Origin of the sequence: Sulfurihydrogenibium sp. YO3AOP1 (genome assembly GCF_000020325.1) — a bacterium.
Lineage (GTDB): Bacteria > Aquificota > Aquificia > Aquificales > Hydrogenothermaceae > Sulfurihydrogenibium.
In genome coordinates, this window is the sequence record NC_010730.1 from 542,343 (window position 1) to 565,124 (window position 22,782).

Consider the following 22,782-nt stretch of genomic DNA (forward strand, 5'->3'; position numbering starts at 1 on the left):
ATGTTTTTAACAAAGTTTTTAAAGGAATTAAACTTAAAAATACTAATTGCTGAAATATTTATATTTACATTAGCTTTATTATTTATTGGAATGTATACAAATCCATCTGACCCCCTGTTTATAGAATCTAAATTTGGTTATTTATTTTATCTTCTTCCACTACTTGTGTTTACCCTTTACTATGGGTTAGTTGCAGGAATTATAAGCTTTTTTGCAATTGTTCTAATAGCATTTTTCTTTTATAAAGAATTTCCAACAGTTTATATTCTATGGTTATTTCTGTTTGTGCTTGTAGCATCAGAATTTAATTATTATTGGTCTGAAAATGTAAAAAAAGCAGAAGAGAAATTTAAATATGCTGACGGAAAATTAAGAGATTTAGCAAGAGAACTAATGCTTTTAAAAATATCCCACGACCAACTTGAAAAGCAGTACATTATAAAACCTATTAGTATAAGAGAAGTAATTTATCAGATTAAACAAAAAATAATATCAAATTTTGAAGAAAACGAAGTTTTTAACATGCTAATGAATTTATTAATTCAGTCATTCAACATAGAAAAAGCTGCATTTGTATATATAGATTTAAAAAAAAATAATTTTAAAATAATATCATCTACCCATGATGACTTTGATTTTAATATAAAAGATGTTTTAGTTTCAAAAGCAATAGAAGATAGAAGTATTTCATACCTAAGCAAAATAGAAGAAGAATCAAAGTATTATGCAGCTATTCCTGTATTTATTTCAGAAACACAAGTTTATTTATTTATAATTGAAGAAATAGGATTTTTATCTCTCAACATGGATACTCTTTTGATGATTAATCTATTTATTTATTATGTTATAAGTGAAAAAATAACTTTAGAAAAAATAAAAGATATAGTTAAAAATTTTGATATGTTTGATATAGACTTTATAAAAGAGCTGTATAAAATGTCAGAAATTAAAAAGAATTTAGGAATAGAATCTTCCTTAGTTATCTTTCAAATTAAAGGAAGCATCGAAGATGAAAATATAAAAAATTTACTCAGGAACAATTTAAGAGGACTTGACATAATGGACTCACTGTTTTTACAAGAAGAAAATCTTTTAATAATACCAATATTATTACCTTTTACACCAATTTCTGGAGCAAATTCTTTTGTAGAAAGAGTAAAGAATATTTTGGTAGAGAATTTATCCTTATCTTTCTTTGAAAAAAATATAAAACTAAAAATAGAACCTGTTGATATAAATCCGGCTAAAAATCTTCAATCAATTTTGGAGACTATTAAATGAGTTATAAAAAGCTATATTTATCTGTAATTTTAGAAATTCTTGGTATTTTATCTCTTTTTATAGAGAATATTTATATCTCACTATCATTGTTTTTTTTCTTTCACGGTTTGGCAGCCTTTTTATTAACAACTGCTTTATATCTTTTCTTACCCAAAAGAATTAGGTCAAGAAAATGGGAACCTTTAGTATTTATATTTTTAATAGGGTTTTTTGGATTTATTGTTGGATATTTATTTTTATTTATCTTAACTCTATATCTATTTAGAGCGCAAAAAAATATTGAATTTAAGCCTATAGAAACTTTTTCTATTGAAGAGATAGAAGATGAAGACTTTGATTTTAGTGGTCGGAGATTTGGAGAAGGAGCAATACTTTCAATATTAAGGAAAGATAACGTTCCAAGTGATCTAAAATTAAGAGCTTTTATGTCTTTGTCTGATTTACCAAGTCCAATAACCTATTTTTTGATAAAAGAAAATATTGGCAATCCTATGGACGAAATAAGATTGATGGCTTTTAGTGTGATTTCTAAAATGGAAAAACAGTTAAACGATAAAATTCATGAACTTAATCTCAGACTAAAAGATAATGATTTATCTGAAGAAGAAAAAGCTAAAATTTACTTTGAATTGGCCCAGGTCTACTGGGATTTTGTTTTTTTTCATATTGTAGATAAAGAGTTTGAAAATTTCGCAATAGAAAAAGCTTTATACTATGCAGAAGAAGGATTAAAGTTAAAAAAAGATTTTATTCCTTATTTTTTAATTGGAAGGATTTATTTAAGACTTAAAGATTATAAAAAAGCAAAAGAATATTTAGAGTTGGCTTTTAATTTCAAAGAGTTTAAATATAAAGTCATTCCATATCTTGCAGAATGTTATTTCTATGAAAAGGATTTTAAAAAAGTAAAAGAGCTTTTCTCTCAATTAGACTTATCATTGGACGTAAAAGTTAGCTTTATGAAACAATTTTGGAGCATACAATGATAGAGCTTTTAAATCAAAATAGAAAAATTGATGTTTTGCTAATTGCAGAAGGAACATATCCATACATTAGAGGTGGGGTTTCTACATGGATTCATGATTTAATTACAGGCATTTCAGAAAAAAACTTTGGAGTTGTTTTTCTTGGAAGTAGACCAGAAGATTATGAAGGAATAAAGTACAAACTTCCAGATAATTTAGTTTATTTATCTGCAGATTATCTTTTTAATTATGAAAGAACAACCCTGCTCCATGAAAGAAATGCTAATAAAGAAAATTTTAAATACATAGAAACTCTGCATAAATGGTTTAAAGAAAATATAGATAAAAACGTTGACCTGCCAGAAAAAATCAAAAAACTTGAGTTTTATCTAAAAGAAGTAAAAGAAGAAGATTTTTTGTTTAGCAGAGAGGCTTGGAACTTTATAATTGATATGTACACAGAATATGCGGAAGAAACTCCTTTTATAGATTACTTTTGGACGATAAGGAACATTCATGCACCTATATGGGTTGTTGCTAAAATTGCTTCCCGGGTTCCAGATTGTGATATAGTCCATAGTCCTTCAACAGGATACGCTGGATTTCTCGCATCTTTGATCTCTTATCATAAAAAAATTCCGTTTATCCTTACTGAACATGGGATATATACAAGAGAAAGAAAGATAGACCTTTTGAATGTAGATTGGCTTGTAGATAAAAGATTATTCTTTCAAAGAGATTTAGGTGAGGTTGACCATATTCGTAATTTGTGGATTAGATTTTTTGAAAGTATTGGAAAATTTATCTATCATGCAAGTAAGATTATTATTTCTCTTTTTGATGATGCGAGAAAAATTCAAATATCCTACGGTGCAGACCCAGACAAGTGTATTGTAATCCCAAATGGCGTTGATGTTGAGGGTTTTTTTCAAGCTTTGAAAAATAGACCTAATGAAATCCCAAAGGTAATTACATTGCTTGGGAGGGTTGTTCCAATCAAAGATATAAAAACATTCATAAAGGCTATGAGAATAGTTGTAAATAAATTACCCCAAGCTGAAGGTTGGATAGTTGGCCCCACGGATGAAGATCCTGAGTATTATGAAGAATGTAAAAGATTGGTTGAAGTTTACAATCTTGAAAATAATGTAAAATTTCTTGGATTTCAAAATCCAAAGGATATTTTCCCAAAAACAGGAATACTGACTTTAACATCTATAAGTGAAGGTATGCCGCTGGTTATTCTGGAAGGTTTTGCTGCCGGTCTTCCGGCCGTTGCTACAGATGTTGGTTCTTGTAGACAGCTAATATATGGTGGACTAAACGAAGAAGATATTAATATTGGTAAAGCCGGAGAAGTTGTTCCTATTGCAAATCCGGAAAAATTAGCCAATGCATACATAGAGCTTTTAACAGATGAAGAAAAATGGAATGCTTATCAAAAAAGTGCATTAACAAGAGTAAATAAATTTTACAGGAAAGAGCAATTTTTAGACAATTATAGAAAGATTTATAAAGAGGTTTTAACATAATGGCAGGTATAAGCTTTGAACTAAGGAAAGTATTAAGAGAAAGAACGCTTGGTTCAATAGTAAAAGCTTTTGGATACTCTGCTGTTTTAAGTGCCGGACCATATCTAATTTCTATACTTACGTTAATAATATCTTTTTATGTTTTAAGACCAATTGTTTCTTCCGATAAAATTGTAATTCAGTTTGGTGTAATAGTAACATACTTAACAGCTTTCAGCCTTATTTTAACCGGATTTTCTCAGCTTATGATAACAAGATTTCTTGCAGACAGAATTTTTGAGAAGAAATATGAAGTTGTTCTTCCAAATCTTATTGGGAATATGCTTTTAAATATGATTTTGGCTTTTATCATTTCTTTAATTTTTTCAGTTATCTTTTTTAAAGAGCAAGGTGCAGTTTTTATTATTTTGTATGTATTAGTTTTTACGATAATGTGTGGGTTATGGATTGTAAATGTTGTATTAACCGGATTTAAAAGCTATAAATTTATAGTCTTTTCTTTTGCTATAGGATACATTACTTTCTTCTTTTTTGCTTTATATATGGCAAGATACGATTTGGCAGGGTTAATGTTTTCATTTTTTGTTGGTCAGGCGGTGTTATTTTTCTTACTTCTTGGGTATTTTATAAGAACTCATTATTCAGATAAGATAATATCTTTTGATTTTTTTGATAGGCATAAAATATATATATCTTTAATTCTTTCAGGATTTTTCTATAATCTTGGTATATGGACAGATAAATTTATATTTTGGTTTTATCCTGATACAAGCATCCAGATTTTAGGACCTGTTAGAGCTTCTATTGCTTATGATATTCCGATGTTTTTAGCATATATAGCAATTGCTCCCGGTATGGCAGTATTTTTCCTAAAACTTGAAACAGAGTTTGCAGATTATTATGATAGATATTACCGTGCAGTTAGAGAAGGGGCAACCTTAAATAAAATTTATCAATTTGGCGATGACATGATACTTTCAGCTCGTTCTGTTATTTTTGATACTTTGAGAATTCAAGGAATAGCATTTGTATTTTTCTTAATATTTGATACGCTTTTATTCAAAATATTTAAGCTTTCTCTTTTATACATACCACTTTTCCATGTTTTGATGGTTGGAACTTACCTTCAGCTAATATTTATGACATTGCTCGCAATACTAAACTACTTTGACAGAAGAAGAGAAGCTCTTTACTTATCTATTCTTTTTGCTGTTTCTAATGCAGTATTTACCTATGCTTCTATTTTACTTGGACCTTACTTCTATGGATATGGTTATGTTATCTCTCTGTTTATTTCTGATTTGCTTGCCATAATTTTGTTAAGGAGGTTTTTAGATGAGATACACTATCAGACTTTTATGCTTATTTAATATTTTATTTATATTTAATCTATCTTACGGAAAAGATATAAGCGTTGGGTTTATATACAGAGAACCACCTGAAGAGGCATTCTACCTTTATGACTGGCTTGTGGTTGACCCGGATAACTTTTCTTTTGAAAAACTTAAAGAAAAATACTACATAAAAAATAAGAAAGCAAAACTTTTTGCGTATGTATCCGTAGGAGAAATAGAGCCTTACAGAAAGTATTATAAAGAAATGGATAAAAGCTGGATAGCAGGAGAAAATAAGGACTGGAAAACCTACATAGCAGATATTAGAAAAAAAGAGTATAGAGAATTTCTAATAAACAAAGTCTTAAAAAGCCTTTCTCAATACGATGGATTTTTCTTTGATACCTTAGATAGCTATCAAATTGCATTAAAACCAAATGAATATAAAGATTATGAAAATGCCTTGGCTGAGTTTATCATTCAAGTGAAAAAATCATTCCCGGACAAAAAAATCATTCTAAACAGAGGTTTTGAAGTAGTTCCACAAGTAAAAGATTATATAGATGCAGTAGTTGCAGAAAGCCTATTCTATGGTCTTGATACCAAAACAATGAAGTATAAAAAAATGAAAGAAGAAGATGCAAGATGGCTTTTAAACAAACTAAATGAGATTAAAAACCTTGGTGTCAAAGTTATCGTGATAGATTATGTAGACCCTAAAAACAAAAAATTACAAAAAGAAGTTGCTAAAAAAATATACGAAAATGGGTTTATCCCATATATTACAGATAAAGACCTAAAAACTCTTGGAACAAGCATATATCAAATTATTCCAAGAAAAATTATGATTTTGTATAATTCTAAAGAATTTGATGCAGCATACGATGATTTACATAGAAATTTCCAAGCTTTCTTAGAGTATCTTGGATATGTTCCGGTTATGTATGATATTAATAAAGGGCTTCCAAGAGATTATATTGGAGATGAGTATGCCGGGATACTACTGAGGCAAGCAGAATATTCGCCAGAGATGTTGCAGTGGCTAAAAAAACAGATTTCAGACGGAATTAAAGTATTCTTCCTAAGCTACATTCCATCAGATGAAGAATTTTTAAGCTTTCTTGGTCTAAAAATAGAAGGGAATACATCCATTTTTGATAAAGTTGATTTTGAACCTATAGGTTATGATTACTTTGAGATAAAACCGGAAATCCAACCAATTCCAATAACAACACCACAAAATAATTTCAAGCCTATTTTGAAAGCTAAAATAAATGGCAAGGAGTTTTATCCTTTTGCAATTACAGATTGGGGTGGATATGCTTTAGAAGGAACTTTTTTATCAGAATCTGGAAAGAATGAACTTTTGGTATTTAATCCGGTTGAGATTTTTAGAGACGTTTTTAAACCAGATTTTCCAACACCGGATGTAACAACCGAGAACGGAAATAGAATCTTAACAGCCCATATAGATGGAGATGCGTTTTTTGGTGTTGCTGACTTTGACCCACAAAAAAATTTAGGAGAGATAATCAGAGATGAGATAATAAAAAAATACAAAATTCCACATACTGTTTCTATAGTTGAAGGAGAAATTGCACCTTGGGGTTTGTATCCGGATAAAAGTAAAAAACTTGAAGAAATTGCAAGAAGTATATTTGCGTTAGAAAATGTAGAGATTGCAAGCCATTCATTTTCACATCCTTTTAAGTGGAAAAAATTGTATGAATTAGAAAAAGAAAACAAAGAAAGTAATGTAGAAGGCTATAGTTTATCTATTAAAAATTATGAGTTTAATTTAGAAAGAGAGATTATTGGTTCTATAGATTATATCAATAAAAATTTAGCTCCGGAGAATAAAAAGACAAAAGTTTTTTTGTGGACCGGCGACTGTGTTCCTCCAAAAGAAGCGCTTCAACTAACATACAAGATTGGTGTTTACAACGTCAACGGAGGAGACACTTGGATAAACTATCAAGAACCGTTTTATACACTAATTGGACCCATGGGGCTTAACAGGGATGAATACTTTCAGGTATATGCACCTATACAAAATGAAAATGTATACACAAATCTTTGGAGAGATTATTATGGATATATAAAATCTATATCAACCTTTAAACTCACAGACGAAAAATATAGATTTAAACCTATTTCTATATACTATCACTTTTACTCTGGGCAAAAAATAGCATCCTTAAAAGCTTTAAAGGAAGTTTATGATTATGCTTTATCTCAAGAAATAAACCCGATGTTTTTATCAGAGTATACCCAAAGAGTTTTAGAATTTAGAAATACAGTCGTTGCAAAGGATTTGGAAGATAATTTTGTTATTAGAAATGAAGGAAATCTAAAGACTGTTAGATTTGATAAAGATGTAAAGATAGATATTTTTAAAAGTCAAAATGTGGTCGGTTTTAGAAAAATTCACGATTCAATCTATGTTCATTTAACCAATGATGGAGATTCAAAAATTTTCTTTTCTGAAGATGAGCCAAATTTTATGGTTATAAATTCTAATGGTCAGATAAAGTTTTACGAAAAAGATAATAAAAGTATAAAAATTAAACTTGAAGGCTATATCCCATTAACCTTTAAGATTTTGAACAAAAACTGCAAGTTAAACATAACTCCAAATGATTATATCCTAAAAAAAGACAGGAATTATTATGAGTTTAAATTCACGAAAGAGAAAGAAGCCTATGTGGAAGCCCACTGCGGTAGCTAAGTTTATAACCAATAGAGAAATTTTTGGCTTTATCTTAATTGTATTATTTGGCATGATATTAGTTTTTCCAAAAGGTAAATTAGAAAGGCTAATATTTGAAGAAGATAGCAATATAACTTTGTCTAATATGTATCTTGAAAGTTTAGTAAAAGTTAATCCAGACCCAAGTTTAAAACTCCTAATTGCAGAAAGGTATATAAAAATAGGAGAAGAAAAGAAGGCGATTAAGCATTTAGACGATTTAGAAAAAAGTAACGATCCAGATATTCTTGGTAAAGCAAAATTTTTAAGATATTCAATTTTAAAGCAAAAGTTCTTCTCAAAAAATGTATCTTTAGAAGAAAAAGAATATTTAAGAAATCAAATGAAAGCAATTCTTGAAGAAAGCTATAAATCTATGATAGATGCAAAAGAACTTGAAAAAGAATATAAAGAAGCTTTATCAATGGAGTTTCAAGATTTGGCCTATAAAATAGCAATAAGAATATTGCATATTAAACCAAAGGATATTTACTGGCTAAAGGAAAGCTATAAACTGGCTATAATGTTAAAAGATTATGAAAATGCTATTAGGTTTTTACAAAAGCTTGTAATTTTAGACAAAGAAAATTCTTTTAACTATAATAAGGAAATTGTTAATGTTTATAAAGCAAAAAAAGATTTCTATGGCTTGTCCAATCACTTAGAATATTTATACAAAACTGATTCTGCAAACAAATACTATTGGGCTAAAGAATTACTAAATTTGTATAGCTATCAAAAGCAATATAATAAAGCGATTAGCTTATTAGAGCAACTCTATAAAACTGACACTAAGAACAAAGACCTGTGGTTAAAACAATTGACAGATTTATATCTATATCAAAAACAGTATGAAAAGGCTTTAAACATTTACTTAACACAGCTTAACATGGAAAAAAATCCTTTAAAAAGAAAAGAATATTTCAAAAAAGCAGTTGAAATTGCCCTTTGGAGTAAAAATTTTGAATTGGCAAAAAATATAATTTCTAAGCACTATAAAGAATTTTTGAATGATAGAGAGATGATGAAGTTTGTATTAAAATCTTCCTTGGCAACAGGAGATCCAAAATTTGCACATAAAATAGCACTGGATATTAAACAGAGGATTATAGAATGATTTCTTTTAGAGAAACCTTAGATAAATATTCTTACATTAAGCTGGCAACTTTGATTGCTTTTACTCCGCTGGTTTCTTTTGCTATTGGAATAGAAGACATAACTTTACAAATAAAAGAAGAAAAAGTTAATAAAGAACAGCCAAAACAAATCAAAATCAGTAAAGTTTATGATGAAGAGCTTTTAAAACTTCTTTTGATTACGTTCTTAGGAAATCAAGATTTAGAAAATGCTTATATAGTTGCAAAAAAAGGAGCCGAATTATTTCCTAACAATCCATATTGGTTAAAAAACTTAGGACAGGTTGCGATCTGGACAAAAAGACCTGCGGAAGGTATAGAAGCCTACTTAAAACTATATCAAATAACTAAGGATGAAAATATAAAAAGAGAGCTGTTTAACCTTGCCTTAGCGACAAATAGGTTTGATATAGCAACAAATTTGATAGAAAAGGATGCACTAAGTGGCAAATTTAACGATTTAAAAACTTTGCTTTATATCTATCAACAAGCTGGAGAAGTAAAGAAGCTTATAGAAATTTTAGAAGCTATGTATGAAAAAGATAAAAACATAGATATATTAAGAAACTTAACAATGATCCTTTATAATTATGGAGATTTAGACAAAGCTTCAAAATATGGTGAAATTCTATACAGTAGGCAAGATAAAAACTATAAAGATGTTTTGCTTTATACAAGCATACTATATGCAAAAAAAGATTTGAAAAAATCCTTAGAAGTTTTAAAATCATACCTTCCTAATATAACTGTTAGTAAAGACATAGAAGAAGATAGATTAGAGTATCTTTACACGCTATCAGACTTGGCTTGGGCTTTAAAAGATTTTGATACGTCAATTAATATCGCTACCCAGCTTGATAGCATTGATAAAGGGAGGCTTGAAGAATATATTAGGCTGTATACATACTTCTATTATAAGAAAGAATATAAAATATCCGCTGATTATGCTTTAAAGGGCTATGAAAAATATAAAGATTCTTATCTATTATCCAGCTATATAGAAAGTTTGTACTTGACTAATGACTATCAAAAAATAGTTGAATTTATAGAAAGCAATAAAATTGATTATAATTCTTCTGCTTTGATGCTATCTAGATATATAAGCAGTTTATTAAAGTTAAATCAAACACAAAAAGCCTTAAACATCGTAAAAAATGTATTGGATAAAAAGTTTGACTCTCAAATCATTTCTGAGCTAATCTTTGCTTCAATAGAGTCTTCTAATCAAAACCTTGCTAAGTATATAGTAAGTAATTATAAAAAATATGAGACAGTAATTCCAAAACCTTTTACATTTTTGTATCTCTTTTTAGAAAACACAAAAAAAGCTCTTGAATTGTCTTATAATCAGCTTAAAAATAGCAAATCTATCTCTGATAAGTTGCTTTACGCAGATATACTTTATACGTACGGCAGATTTGAAGAAAGCGAGAAAATAAAGTATGAAGTATTTAAAGAGCTTAAAGATAAGCAAAGTCTATCATCAGAAGATGCCTACAATTTTTTGAGAGTAGCTGATGAGTATTTATCCTCAAGGCAATATTTAGAACTACTTGAAAAGTATAAAAATATTATTTCATTAGAATCTTATAACGACCTTTATTTTTCACATCTTCTTAAAATAGACCATCATCCAGAGTTAGAGTATTTAATGAAAAGGCATAGTTATAACTTACGCCCATGGATGCAATTAAATTTAGCTTTATGGTCAAATGATAAGTATTGGCAGGATAATCTTCTTGAAAAATTTGCTGATATCCTGCCTATTAGAGATAGAGTAACTGCATTTACTGAGACTGGACAAATTGATAAAGCTATGTATTATGGATATAAAGGACTGGATGAAAATCCGGAAGATTATTTATTATACAAACAAGAAAGAGATTTAATCACAACTTACAGACCGAAAGTTGAAATGCTAACAAACTATACAGATAGAGCTGGCGTTAAAGACATTTCTGAAGATACGTTTATTCAAGCTAAACCAAAAGAAGGCTTTTATCTGTTTTTTAGATATAAAGGTTCAAATCCGTTTAGTGTTGATAATTCAAAAATGATTAACGTTCCTGATAGAAATGATACAGCAGTTGGTTTTAAGAAGATTCTTGATGATGGAGAATTAAATTTTATTACAGGTTTATTAAAAACTATTTTATCAAACTTGTATTTAGATATTCAATTTAGAAAATATATAAAAAATAAAACTTATTTTGGTGGAGAGCTTGGTAAAAATATACCAGCTGACGATACTTTATTTTTATACTACGGTGGAATGAAAGATATGTTAAGTTTCAACTTTTCTCACAGTTTTAATAACAGAACCGGCTTTTATATAAGTCCATCTTACAATATCTATCATTCTTCTGATGAGAAAAAGATAGGAACTTCTTTTAATTTGTATGATGAGCTTTATTACAAGCTCAGAGTTGGCTATCCTGATTATACGTTTAGACTTTACTCATTTCACGGTAAATATAATGAAAAAGATGGATATAAAGGAAATATTGAGAAACTATCTCCATATCAAGCAACTAAATTTCTGCCACAATCTTTTAATTTAATTGGAATTGGATTTTCTTTTGGATATGACAATGATACAAATTATGTAAGAGTTTGTAGACCATTTTTCAGTGCCGATATTACTTATAACGATATTACAGGTTCAGGATATGGTTTTTCTGGTGGAGTAGGTGGTGGTTTATTTAGACAGGATAATTTAAGCTTAGGGTTTAGGTATATTCAAGGATTTAAGGGTACAACGGATAATTATCTTAATATTTATTTAAGATATATTTTCTTTTACTAATACCTTGGGTAATAAATCTAAAATATTACAAGATTCTTAGTTGTAGTTATAGGATGTTAAAAGTGAGAAAGTGAGAGATTGATGGATGTTGGGGCAGTTCATGAACTGCCCGTCCGTTAAGATTGAATAGCGAAAGGTAAGAAGTGAGGGGACTAATTAATTTGTTATCTGTCGCTCTTCACTTATTCTGAAGGCTTTATTTATCGAAACTCTCAATTTCTCACCCGGCGTATATTGTAAAAATTATATATGTAAAAAGAAAATACCTGCACTTTAAAAGATAAAAAATACACTTATAATATTTAATGAATTAACTAACTTCTTAAAATTAGAGTACAAAAAATATATCTTGATGGAGTATAGATGTATAAATATATTTTTGGACCAGTTTTATCAAGAAGGTTTGGATTATCTCTTGGGATAGATTTATCACCTGATGAAAAAAGCTGTAACTTTGACTGTTTATATTGCGAGTTAGAAAAAGCAAAGCCGATAGACTATATCAAACATCCGCCAAAAGTTGAAGACATAATCAACGAAGTTAAAGATTATCTGTATAAAAATCAATATCCAGATGTTATAACAGTTACAGCCAACGGAGAACCAACTCTTTATGAAGATTTAAATAATCTGATTGAGCAGTTAAACAAGATAAAAAATTCATCTAAAACTTTAATTTTATCCAATGGAAGCACTATAAATGATGCTTCAGTTAAAGAAGCTTTAAAAAAGTTTGATATAGTAAAATTATCTCTTGATGCAGCAGACCAAGAAACATTTGAAAAAGTAGATAGACCATTGGAAGGAATAGAGATTGAAGATTTAATGAATGGTATGATTTTGTTTAGAAAAGAATATAGTGGAACGCTTGTTTTAGAAGTTTTGATTGTTAAATATGTAAATGATAATCCTCAAGTAATTCAAAAGATCGTAGAAGCTGCGAAAAGGATTAATCCTGACAGAGTTGACATTTCAACAGTTGATAGACCGCCAGCTTACAGAGTCTTTCCTGTGGATAATCAGACTCTTTATGAAATTGCAAAGATGTTTGAAGGTTTAAATGTTAATGTTGCTGTTAGAAAAAACGGCGGAGATGTCAAAAAAGTTTCATTAGATGAAGAAGACATTTTAAATACTTTCAAGAAAAGAGCTTATTCTTTGAATGATATTCAAACTTTGTTTGATGAGGAAACTCAAAAAAGAATTCAAAATCTTTTAGCTACTGGCAAGATAAAGAAAATAAATGTTGGAAATTTGGAGTTTATTAAAGGGTAAGTGAAAAGTAAGGCGTTTTTAATTTGGGACAAAATAGATAAGTTTTATTTTACACGTTGGGTAGGAGATTCAATAAAAGTATGAGATCCTTCGTCTGCTTAAGAAAAACGAATAATGGATAGGTTTTATCGAGAGTGCTTTAAAATTTTAACTAAGTCTAAAAATTATAACCTTTTTAATCGTCATTCTGCAGCCAGTGAAGAATCTCCTCTCTTTTTTTACCTCTCACTTACTCACTTTTTCACCTTCTTTAAAAAAAGAGATCCTTCGGCTTTACAGCCTCAGGATGACAAGGAAAGGTAGGCTTACAAAAATTTATGCAACACTTCCATACTTATTCACTTAAAATTAATCTTCTCCGTATTTCCATTCTTTTGTCATTAAATACTCATGAATGCTTTCTGCTGCATCTCTGCCATGTCTGATTGCAACAACAACAGTATCTCCACCATTTACAACATCACCACCTGCAAAGATGCCTTCAACGTTTGCTCTGTATTTCTTATCAACGGTAGATAAGTTATTCCATTTGTCTATTTTTAATCCTGGAACATCTTTGTAGGCAAGCGGGTTATCTCCTTGACCTACTGCCATGATAACAGCATCACATTCGATTATATGCTCTGAACCGGGCACTTCTACTGGTTTTGGTCTTCCGCCTTTTTCATCCGGCACAAGCTCCATTTTTATACATTTTAATCCTACAACTTCACCTTTATCGTTTCCGATTACTTCTATCGGCTGAGTTAACCATCTTAAAATTGCTCCCTCTTCTGCTAAGTGGTCCCATTCTTCCTGTCTTGCTGAGGATGTGTCTCTTGTTCTTCTGTATACTAAATGTGTTTCATTTCCAAGTCTTATTGATGTATACATACAGTCTGCAGCAGTAAATCCACCACCAATAACTGCAACCCTCTTGTTTCTTGGAAGTTCTATGTCTGTCTCCGGTGCAAGCATATCGTCAACATAATCAACGTTAACTTTCATCAAGAATGATATAGCTGTATAAACACCTTTTAAGTCTTCTCCTGGAATTCCCATCTTTTTACCTCTTCCAGAACCAACGCCGATAAACACAGCGTCAAACTGTTTTCTTAAATCGTTTAATGAGATATCTTTTCCTACTTTAATTCCTGTTTTAATTTCAACGCCAAGTTTTTCTATTAAAGAAATTTCCCAATCTAAAACTTCTCTGTCAAGCCTTGGCTTTGGAATTCCGTATCTCATAACTCCGCCTGTAAATGGTAAAGCTTCAAAAACTGTTACCGAGTGTCCTTTTTTAGCTAAGAAGTATGCAGCAGACAATCCGGCAGGTCCTGCTCCAATCACTGCTACTTTTTTACCTGTTGGTGGCTCTTTTAGGTCTTCCCAATTTATACCACTCATTCTTATTGAATCACCTACAAATCTTTCAAGACCGCCAATGTTTACAGGTTGACCGTTGTCTTTAAATGTTAAAACACATGTGCTTTCACATAACCTATCCTGTGGACAAACTCTTCCGCAGATTGAAGAAAAAGGGTTTTTTGCTCTAAGTATTCTAAATGCTTCAATTAAATTATTATTCTGAATCTGCTCCATCCAAAGGTTTATATCTCCATAAACTGGGCAACCATACTTACCTTGATGCTCTTGGCAAGGTGGTTTTTTGCATAAAATACATCTGTCAGCTTCATCTTTTGCGGCTGTGTGTCCAAATCCAAGAGCATACTCTTTAAACGTATTTTTTCTTATTTCTGGTGGTAGTAATGGTATGTTATTTCTATCATGCCTTCTGTAAACAACCTTCTTCTTTTCCATTCTAACCTCCTATCTATTTTTAAATAAAAAGCTCATTAATGATTTTTGAACGTGAAGCCTGTTTTCTGCTTGATTAAAGATTACGTCTGAATACTGTTCGAATACATCTTCTGTTATTTCTTCACCTTTGTGAGCCGGTAAACAGTGCATCACGATTGCATTTGGTTTTGCAAGTAAAACTAAATCTTTATTTACTGTAAATGGTTTAAATACATCTTTTTTGCCTTTTTCATTCTCCTGTCCCATACTAACCCAAACATCTGTATAGATAACGTCAGCTTCTAAAACAGCTTCTTTTGGGTCGTTTGTAATTGTGATTTTTGAACCAGTTTTTTTAGCAATATCTACACTTTCATAAACAGCTTTGCTATTTGGTTCATAGTTAGGAGGTGTTGCAACTGAAATATCCATTCCCATTAATGCACAGGCAAGGAGTAGAGTATTTGCCATATTGTTTCCATCGCCTACATATGCAACTTTTTTATTTTCTAAGCTTCCAAACTCTTCATCTATCGTCATTAAGTCTGCTAAAACTTGGCAAGGATGTTGATAATCTGTAAGAGCATTTATAACTGGAATAGAGCCATACTTTGCAAGCTCTTCAACTTCTTGATGTGAAAAAGTTCTTATTACGATACCGTCAAGATATCTTGACATAACTCTTGCTGTATCTTTTATATCTTCTCCTCTGCTTAGCTGTGTGGTTGAACCAGAAATATATATAGGCTGGCCGCCCATTTGATAAACACCAACTTCAAATGAAAGTCTTGTCCTTGTTGATTGTTTCATGAATATCAGTCCAATAGATTTTCCTTCCAACGTTCTGTCGGCAAACTTATCTTTCTTAAGCTTTTTTGCATAATCAATAATGCCTAAAACTTCCTCTCTGCTCAAGTCTGTAAAAGATACAAAATCCCTTTTCATTCAAAACCTCCATAAAAAATATAACACTGTTTGATTTTTAAGTCAACTTTTCTCAATCAAAAATTACGAAAATATATGTGTTGGGCGAGAAATTGGGTAAAATTAGGAGATTAAAAGTAGGAGATTCTTCGCTTCGCTCAGAATGACAAATAAGGCAACTGTTAACTTTGGATGTGTACGGGCGATTCATGAATCGCCCCTACTCTTCCACTTTTCCACTTTATTTTCATCCTTAAGACTTTAGTTCTAAGGATCTCCTTTTTAAATTTTTATACACCCCCCTATTTTCTCGCCCGAAGCATAAGTTCTTTTAAATTTTAGATATACTTTCCGTCAATACTTATTTATACCTTACCCTCTAAATCCTTTAGATATTTGTAAATAGCCATTCTAACAAATAATCCATTTTCAACTTGGTCTAAGATTAAACTTCTATCTCCATAGACAAGCTCACTTTGGATTTCAATTCCTCTGTTTACAGGTCCGGGATGCATGATAACTGCATCTTCTTTCATTTTGTTTAATCTTTCCTGATTTAATCCATACTTTATGGAATATTCTCTCAAGCTTGAGAAAAATGGTTTATCCTGTCTTTCAAGCTGAATTCTCAAAAAGATAACTACATCTTTATCTTTTATAGCATCTTCAATGTCTGTTGTTATGTAGTCTGCACCCAATACTTCTGCATGTCTTGGTAGCATTGTTATAGGTCCGCATACTGTAATTTCTCCGCCAAGCTTTTTAAAAAGTTTTATATCAGACCTTGCCACTCTACTATGAAGAATATCTCCAATGATTGCTATCTTTAATCCGGCCAAAGTTCCTTTTTTTTCTACGATAGTAAAAGCATCAAGCAATGCTTGGGATGGATGTTGATAAGTCCCGTCTCCTGCATTTATTACATGAGATTTTACAGACTTAGCAACTATGTTAGCCGCACCGGACATATAATGCCTAATCACTATAAAATCTGCGTTCATTGCTTCTAAGGTTTTCACAGTATCATAAAGCGTCTCGCCCTTCTTTACAGAACTTGAAGATGCTGAAATGTTTATTGTATCTGCCCCAAGAATCTTTCCGGCAAGTTCAAAAGATGTTCTTGTCCTTGTTGAATTTTCAAAAAATACAAGTAAAACAGAGTATCCTCTTAAATCATTAAACTTTTTTTCTCCGTTTTTAAATCTCTCCTTGTATTCTTTGGCAATTTTAAAAATGTTCTCTATGTCTTCTTGATTAAGCTGGTCAATAGAGATTAAATCTTTCATGATAACCCTCTATGCTTTTATTTTTTTGTATGAAAAGGAAATCAAATATATTAAAAGTCCAATGACAGCTACAACCATTCCTACTATGAAGAAATAGTGCTTAGCCTCGCCAAATAGCATTGTTGCAACATGACCAAAAAGATAACCAATATATAAAAACAGGACAGCCCATATTATCAAAGATAAGATATTAAAAAAAAGAAATTTATAAAAATTAAAGCCGAAAGCTCCCATCAACATCATCGGAACTACCCTCATACCATACATAAATCTAATTATAAAGAGAGAGAAAATCCCATATTTTTGAATTAAGCTTTTCATCTTTCTGTACTTTCTTTTTGTATACTTATTTCCAAGTAAAAAGTGTCTTCCTTTCCATCTTCCTAAGAAAAAATATATCAGTTCGTGAACTAATGCTCCGAGGATTGAGAATATGAGCGTTGGCAATGGTGCTAAAAATCCATGTTTTATAAAAAACCCAGCAACCAGTAGAGCAAATTCTCCTTCTAAAAATGTACCTATAAATACAGCGATATATCCATAGCTATTTAAAAATTGCTCAAAGTTTTCTATCATACTTCTCCTGGCTGTAAATGTCCCTGGGCGGATTTGAACCGCCGACCTCCAGATTAGGAATCTGGGGCTCTGTCCTACTGAGCTACAGGGACACTTTCAGGTAGTAGTCTTACCTCGGTATAATTATTATCTTTTAATGCTTTTATTACTCTATCTAAATCTTCTTTTTTAACTTTTTTGATTCTGTCAAGATACTTTAAATCGTAGTTAACATCGCCAGTTACAGTTATAGAATAGCCAATTGCCTCTGCGTCATTATCAACTTCTTCTTTTGCAAAGATTTCTCTATTTATTATTCTCTTCTTAGCGTTTTCTACCTCTTCTTTAGAAAATCCTTTTTCTTGATATCTTTTTATGATTTCAAATATTTTGCTTTTTGTCTGCTCTATTTTGTTTTCATCGGTTACAAAGTATATTAAAAACTGACTTGTTCCTTTATGGGCTAAATATCCACCCATAATTGATTGAACCAATCCAGCTTCTTTTATCTCTTGATACATTACTGAACTTTTTCCATTTAATAAAATCTCTTCTAACACATTCAAAGGATATGAATCTTTATCTGTAATAGGTGGGGCTTGCCAACCGATGGCTACGTATGCTCTTGTAATCTGTTTTTTTCTTATATCTTCTCTTCTTACTTCTTGTTGTGGGTCTTCTAACGGAACCTCCGGTGGTTTGTAGTACTTACCTTTAACACTTCTAAAAGTTTTTTCTATCTCTTTCAAAACTTGCTCAGCTTTTACATTTCCAACAATAACCACGGTTTTATTTGATGGAGTATAGTAAGAATAAAAATAGTTTCTAACTAATTCCGGTGTATAGTTTTCTATTGTTTCTCTGTAGCCTATTACCGGATGTTTGTAGTTAGATTTTTTGTAAGCAAGTTTGTTGTATGTATCCCAAAGAAGATTTTTTGGGTCGTCAAGATGCCTGTTTAGCTCTTCTAAAACGATAGGCTTTTCTTTTGCTACCATTTCATCGGATAATGTCGGTTCAGTAGTCATATAGTAAAGATAATACAATGCATCTTTCCAAAACTCGCTTGCAATTTCAATATGATAATAAGTAAAGTCAAAGCTTGTTGCTGCGTTTATACTACCGCCTTTCTTTTCTACTTCAAACTCTATTTCCCCTGGTTTTGTGTATTTAGTTCCGTTAAAAAGCATATGTTCTAAAAAGTGAGCCAGTCCTCTTTCATTATCCTTTTCATAAACTGAACCAACACCAAACCAGACTTGAACAGCTACAGCCTGTGTATCTTCTCTTGGTTTTATAACAACAGTCGTGCCATTTTTTAACTTTTTAATGATAATATTCTCTTTTGCCTTTACTTCTTTCGCCAATACTAAAGCCATAATCAAACCCCATATTAGTATTATTTTTTTATACATCGTCAACCTGTTTAATATCGTCCAATTTCCAATTTAAAGCTTTTCCTACAAATGCCCAATATTCGGTAAATGATACCGGATTGTATTTGTCCGCTTCTACTATATTTCCATTGCTGTCTACTGTGTAATCTATAGCTGACGCATCAAGCCTTACTATAACTACTTTATTATCCCCCTCTTCTTCAACATGAACAATTTCAAGATTTTCAATCTTTGGATTTTCTACGATATTTCTTAGTCCTTTAGCTTTCAAGTCTTTTAATTGCTCTTCTAAGTACTGGTACATTCTATCTGTCAAAAAGTTTTTAACAGGTGATAAATCCCCATTAGACCATGCTTTTTGAATATCATAAAAAATATTCTTGGTTAAATTTAAGATTAACTCTTCATTGATGTAAGGCAAACTTCCGGCTTGAGTTTGAGAATCATCATACTGATAAGGCTGATAGTTTAAATTTGTGTTGAAAGCTCCAACCGGTTCTTCTCCTTTTCTAAATAGCCTAATAACAAAGAAAATCAGCCCAGCCAATAATAAAAGTCCTAATATTCCTAATACTCCTGCTGCAAACTGTAGTCCTAAGAAATGACTTAATGCTGAAAAGATAACCATCCCCGCTAAAGCACCAAGTAATCCTGAGAAGAACGATTTAAAGAAAGATGGCTTTTGCTGTGGCATTTGGTTATAGGTTGGCTGATGATTGACAGAATTAGATGGATTTGTAGGATTGTTTACAGGTTTATTTATTCTGTTAAAATCTTGGGCTTTGTAGCTTCTAAAGTGGGTAGAACTTCCTCTTCCAGCCCTTGCAAAGCTATCTTGTGTCAGTGATGCTAAAAATGTGAATATAGTCAGTAAAATCAAAATCTTCCTCACTCTCATTGCCTCCAAAATATTTAACTATGGAAAATATATAAAGATATTTAAATTTTACCATAGTGGAGAAAAAGGTGAGAAGTTGACGAGAAGTTTCCAAATTTTAACAAGCCTAAATTAATAATTAACTTTTTGACTGCCATTCTAAAGTCATACGAATCTTCGCCTTTATCTTCTTTTTTATTCAAAAAATATTTAAAAAGGATATCCTTCGGACTTACGTACTCATGATAAAAAATAAAATGGAAAAGTTGTCATTCTGCAGCCGGCGAAGAATCTCCTGCTTTTATCCAATTTCTCACTCGACGTATTTATAAAATTACAGGAATTTTAAAGCATTCTCTGGCAAGAAGTGAGGGATAAAAAGTTATAGGTTAGTAAATATCCTACATCTCGCTTTCTCGCTTTTCCTTTTACAAATAAGCTATAATTATTACTTACTTTTATGCATACGGAGGAGTTTATGCTACCTGCAGAGAAACAACTTGAAATCATAAAAAAAGGTGTTTTAGAAATAATATCTGAAGAAGAACTACTTAAAAAATTAAAAGAAGAAAGACCTTTGATAGTAAAAGCAGGATTTGACCCTACTGCACCGGATTTACATCTTGGACATACAGTTTTACTTCAAAAACTAAGAACCTTTCAACAACTTGGGCATACTGTATTTTTTATAATCGGTGATTTTACAGCAATGATAGGAGACCCTTCAGGAAGAGACCAAACAAGACCGCCGCTAACAAAAGAGCAGGTCTTAGAAAATGCCAAGACCTACAAAGAGCAAGTATTTAAAGTGTTAGACCCGGAAAAAACAGTAGTGGTCTTTAACAGTGAATGGCTTGGAAAAATGACAGCTGAGGACTTAATAAAGCTTTCAGCAAAATACACCGTTGCTAGAATGTTAGAAAGAGAAGACTTTAAGAAAAGATTTAAAGAAAATATACCTATTTCAATACATGAGTTCATATACCCACTACTGCAAGCTTATGACTCGGTAGCTATTAAAGCAGATGTGGAACTTGGCGGTTCTGACCAAAGATTTAACTTATTGATAGGAAGAGATATTCAAAAAGAGTATGGAATTGAAAATCCTCAGGTAGCAATACTGCTTCCTCTTTTAGTTGGCACTGATGGCGTTAAGAAAATGAGTAAATCTTACGGAAACTATATTGGAATAACCGAACCACCGGAAGAAATGTTTGGAAAAATAATGTCTATTTCTGATGAACTTATGTGGCAATATTGGGAATTGTTGACAGATTTAACAGTAGAGGAGATAAACAAGCTTAAAGAAGATGTCCAAAAAGGTATCTTGCATCCAATGGAAGTAAAAAAGCAGCTTGGAATGTATATTGTTGAAAGATTTCATAGCAAAGAAGATGCAATAAGAGCAAGAGAACATTTTGAAAAGGTTCATTCTAAAAAAGAAATTCCGGAAGATATTCCAGTGTTTAAAGCATCTGAAATTACTGAAACAGAGCTTTTTGAAATAATTTTTAATTTAAAATTAGCAGAAACAAAAGCGGAAGCTAAAAGACTTATAAAACAAGGTGGGGTCAAAGTCAACGGAGAAAAAATCACGGACCCGATGCATAAGCCGGATTTAGCAAGGCAGCTCATCATTCAGGTAGGGAAAAGAAAGTTTGCTAAAATCATTCCAAACTAAAAGCGTTCTCTAAATGGAAAATTTGGTTGCCTTTAAGGGCAACCACGTCAAACCTAAAATCTTTTCCCTGCAGATTATTCTCTTCAATAAATTGTAGTGCTGTTTTTACAATCTTATCTATTTTTTTCTTTGTTATACTCTCTTCACCACTGCCAAAATTTTCTGTAAACCTTCCTTTAACTTCTACAAAAACAATTACATTATCTGTTTCAGCTATTATGTCAATTTCACCATACTTAGACCTGTAGTTTTTATGTAAAACTTTGTAGCCGATAGATTCTAAATACCTTACAGCCTTATCTTCAAAAAATTTACCTTTCTGTGTTTTATCCAAGCCTTTGAATTACAGCCTGCTCTTTAAGTTTTTTCAATAATAAATCGTATGCTTTTTTAAGCTTTTCTACTTCTTTTTCGCTTATCTCAGTTTTAGGAATGAGTTTATTCTCTTCTTTTTCTATATAAATAAAATACGTTCCTTCGTTTGTTTCAACTTTAAAAATATCCCCTGCTTTGTGTGAAAAGATCGCTTCGTCAAGTTCTTTAACAAGGTCTCCTTTTTTGATTTCCCCGACCAAACCTTTATTTTCAGCAGTAAATTTATCATCCGAATATTTAGATGCAAACTCACTAAAATTATTTTTGTTTAATTCTTTATCAAGCTTTGATAAAACTTCTTGATAGTCCGGTCTATTTTTTGAGATAAATATAAGTCTTACTGTTTTAACATCTTCCTTAGTGCCTTCAATGATACCTTTTGATGCTTTTTCTCTCATGTATAGATGAAGCAGTCTGTTAGCAAGCATATCTCTTGCTAAAAATTCTTTTAATTTTGAATAAGAAATACCGCTATCTTCAAGTTTTTTCTTAAAAGTTTCTAAATCATTAATCCCGTTTGCTTTTGCTATGTTTAAAACTGCGTTATCCACTTCCTGTGGAGACACAGAAATGCCCATTTTTCTTGCCTGCTGGGCTAAAAGAAATGAGTTTATTATCTTTTCTTCAACTTCTTTATCATCTTTGATGTTATACCAGTTTTTCGCAAACTCTAAATCTGACTTTAAAACAGGCTCTCCATTAACTACAAGCACAACTTTATCAAAGAGCTGATAACCATCCTCTGCTTTGGCTTTGTTGTTAAAGGTAGAAGATAAGACCACCAAAAGAATTAAAAACGCATTCAAAATGCTTGTTTTTTTCATAAAATT

General features: G+C 31.1%; 17 protein-coding genes and 1 tRNA gene. 9 read left to right on the forward strand and 9 right to left on the reverse strand.

The window, feature by feature from the left end; all coding sequences use genetic code 11:
* The 8 genes from SYO3AOP1_RS02745 to SYO3AOP1_RS02780 all read left to right on the forward strand — a co-directional run bounded on the left by SYO3AOP1_RS02745 (position 1) and on the right by SYO3AOP1_RS02780 (position 13,078).
* Positions 1-1,281: a PelD GGDEF domain-containing protein gene (locus SYO3AOP1_RS02745; protein WP_012459252.1), complete on the forward strand. Its 1,281-nt coding sequence runs from the start codon at positions 1-3 to the stop codon at positions 1,279-1,281.
* Entirely contained in the window at positions 1,278-2,267 is a 990-nt protein-coding gene (locus SYO3AOP1_RS02750; RefSeq protein WP_012459253.1) for a tetratricopeptide repeat protein, read from the forward strand. The genes SYO3AOP1_RS02745 and SYO3AOP1_RS02750 overlap by 4 nt, the downstream gene beginning before the upstream one ends.
* Positions 2,264-3,778 carry a GT4 family glycosyltransferase PelF gene (gene pelF, locus SYO3AOP1_RS02755; RefSeq protein WP_012459254.1) on the forward strand — a complete coding sequence of 505 codons (1,515 nt, stop codon included), beginning with the start codon at positions 2,264-2,266 and terminating at the stop codon, positions 3,776-3,778. Before SYO3AOP1_RS02750 ends, pelF begins: the two co-directional genes overlap by 4 nt.
* Positions 3,778-5,148, forward strand: a complete 1,371-nt coding sequence (gene pelG, locus SYO3AOP1_RS02760; protein WP_012459255.1) for an exopolysaccharide Pel transporter PelG — start codon at positions 3,778-3,780, stop codon at positions 5,146-5,148. Before pelF ends, pelG begins: the two co-directional genes overlap by 1 nt.
* Entirely contained in the window at positions 5,114-7,840 is a 2,727-nt protein-coding gene (locus tag SYO3AOP1_RS02765; RefSeq protein WP_012459256.1) for an endo alpha-1,4 polygalactosaminidase, read from the forward strand. The genes pelG and SYO3AOP1_RS02765 overlap by 35 nt, the downstream gene beginning before the upstream one ends.
* Positions 7,815-8,978, forward strand: coding sequence for a tetratricopeptide repeat protein (locus SYO3AOP1_RS02770; RefSeq protein WP_012459257.1), 1,164 nt, complete (start codon positions 7,815-7,817; stop codon positions 8,976-8,978). Before SYO3AOP1_RS02765 ends, SYO3AOP1_RS02770 begins: the two co-directional genes overlap by 26 nt.
* Positions 8,975-11,803, forward strand: coding sequence for a tetratricopeptide repeat protein (locus SYO3AOP1_RS02775; protein WP_012459258.1), 2,829 nt, complete (start codon positions 8,975-8,977; stop codon positions 11,801-11,803). The genes SYO3AOP1_RS02770 and SYO3AOP1_RS02775 overlap by 4 nt, the downstream gene beginning before the upstream one ends.
* Positions 11,804-12,166: 363 nt before the next feature.
* Positions 12,167-13,078, forward strand: a complete 912-nt coding sequence (locus SYO3AOP1_RS02780) for a radical SAM protein (protein ID WP_012459259.1) — start codon at positions 12,167-12,169, stop codon at positions 13,076-13,078.
* Between the two features lie 348 nt (positions 13,079-13,426).
* On the opposite strand, the gene gltA is transcribed toward SYO3AOP1_RS02780, so the two are convergent.
* The 7 genes from gltA to SYO3AOP1_RS02810 form a co-directional block, all read right to left on the reverse strand.
* Positions 13,427-14,878 (reverse strand): NADPH-dependent glutamate synthase, encoded by a 1,452-nt coding sequence (gene gltA, locus SYO3AOP1_RS02785; protein WP_012459260.1) that lies wholly within the window; start codon positions 14,876-14,878, stop codon positions 13,427-13,429.
* 9 nt (positions 14,879-14,887) lie between these two features.
* Complete coding sequence (argF, locus tag SYO3AOP1_RS02790; protein ID WP_012459261.1) at positions 14,888-15,802, reverse strand: ornithine carbamoyltransferase; 915 nt, start codon at positions 15,800-15,802, stop codon at positions 14,888-14,890.
* 344 nt (positions 15,803-16,146) lie between these two features.
* The gene (locus tag SYO3AOP1_RS02795; RefSeq protein WP_012459262.1) at positions 16,147-17,067 is read right to left on the reverse strand and encodes an aspartate carbamoyltransferase catalytic subunit; all 921 of its coding nucleotides are present in this window, start codon (positions 17,065-17,067) and stop codon (positions 16,147-16,149) included.
* A 9-nt stretch (positions 17,068-17,076) separates the two neighbouring features.
* Entirely contained in the window at positions 17,077-17,643 is a 567-nt protein-coding gene (locus SYO3AOP1_RS02800; RefSeq protein ID WP_012459263.1) for a DedA family protein, read from the reverse strand.
* Between the two features lie 18 nt (positions 17,644-17,661).
* Positions 17,662-17,735: transfer RNA gene (locus SYO3AOP1_RS02805), tRNA-Arg, on the reverse strand.
* Entirely contained in the window at positions 17,718-19,037 is a 1,320-nt protein-coding gene (locus tag SYO3AOP1_RS09210; RefSeq protein ID WP_012459264.1) for a pitrilysin family protein, read from the reverse strand. Before SYO3AOP1_RS09210 ends, SYO3AOP1_RS02805 begins: the two co-directional genes overlap by 18 nt.
* The gene (locus tag SYO3AOP1_RS02810) at positions 19,030-19,911 is read right to left on the reverse strand and encodes a Tim44-like domain-containing protein (protein ID WP_156769240.1); all 882 of its coding nucleotides are present in this window, start codon (positions 19,909-19,911) and stop codon (positions 19,030-19,032) included. Before SYO3AOP1_RS02810 ends, SYO3AOP1_RS09210 begins: the two co-directional genes overlap by 8 nt.
* 463 nt (positions 19,912-20,374) lie before the next feature.
* Here SYO3AOP1_RS02810 and tyrS point away from each other — a divergent pair, with 463 nt between their 5' ends.
* Positions 20,375-21,577, forward strand: coding sequence for a tyrosine--tRNA ligase (gene tyrS, locus SYO3AOP1_RS02815; RefSeq protein WP_012459266.1), 1,203 nt, complete (start codon positions 20,375-20,377; stop codon positions 21,575-21,577).
* Here tyrS and SYO3AOP1_RS02820 read toward each other — a convergent pair.
* Both SYO3AOP1_RS02820 and SYO3AOP1_RS02825 read right to left on the reverse strand, forming a co-directional pair.
* Positions 21,564-21,911 (reverse strand): YraN family protein, encoded by a 348-nt coding sequence (locus tag SYO3AOP1_RS02820; protein WP_012459267.1) that lies wholly within the window; start codon positions 21,909-21,911, stop codon positions 21,564-21,566. The genes tyrS and SYO3AOP1_RS02820 overlap by 14 nt on opposite strands.
* A complete protein-coding gene (locus SYO3AOP1_RS02825; RefSeq protein WP_012459268.1) occupies positions 21,904-22,776 on the reverse strand; it encodes a peptidylprolyl isomerase in 873 nt (290 codons plus the stop codon). Before SYO3AOP1_RS02825 ends, SYO3AOP1_RS02820 begins: the two co-directional genes overlap by 8 nt.
* Positions 22,777-22,782 lie beyond the last annotated feature (6 nt).